The organism is Corallococcus sp. CA047B (assembly GCF_003612065.1).
Lineage (GTDB): Bacteria > Myxococcota > Myxococcia > Myxococcales > Myxococcaceae > Corallococcus > Corallococcus praedator.
Genome location: NZ_RAWD01000698.1, coordinates 1 through 730, shown reverse-complemented (window position 1 = coordinate 730; position 730 = coordinate 1). Strand labels below are relative to the sequence as shown.

General features: G+C 73.3%; 1 pseudogene. It reads left to right on the top strand.

The annotated features are described in order from the left end of the window. Positions 1-170: 170 nt before the first annotated feature. Positions 171-730, top strand: a pseudogene (locus D7X74_RS42240) (hypothetical protein); the annotation flags it as partial.

The window sequence follows — 730 nt, the reverse complement described above, 5'->3', positions numbered from 1 at the left end:
GGCTTCGAGGGGTCGGCGACAGGCAGGTGACAGTTCTGGAAGGGGCCGGTGTTCCTGTGTCCGCGAGGGGCGAACACGCCCCGACATGACGGCGGCGCCCCGGGCTTCCCACGCGGGAAGGCACCCGGCGGATGGCCCCATTCGGAAAACAGTCCAGGAAGGTCCAGGCGATGAATCGCAAGGTCGCGGTGTGTGTCGGGGTGATGGTCGCGGTGGCGGGAGGGGTGGCCGGGGCCGAGGAGCCCGCGAAGGTGGCGGCCTCCGTCGAAAGCGCGAACGTGGTGACGGCGCCCTCGGACACGGTGGCCGCGACGTCCGCCGCGCCGGTGGTGATGGTGCGCACGCAGGGTGCTTCCTCCGCGGCACCGGTCGCGGATCCGCGCCCCAGCACCGAGATGCCCTCGGGCACGGAGCCCTCCTCTGCGACGGTGGCGGCGCCCACCACCGTGCCGTCGGCCGCGCCGCTGGTGGAGGCCGCGACAGGGGGGGCGCCGGCCCAGGCCGCGGTGGCCCAGCGCTCGGAGTCGGGTGAAATCCATGTTCCGGCGGTGCTGATGCTGATGCCGCACGTGAGCACCGTGGGCACGGACACGGGCCGCCTGGTGACGACGTTCGCGGTGGGCCTGCTCGGGACGCAGGCGAAGCGGGTGGACGGCCTGGCGATGTCGTTGGGGGCGAACTGGGTGGGGCAGGAGCTGTCAGGGGGACAGCTGGCCGTGGGCGCCAACGT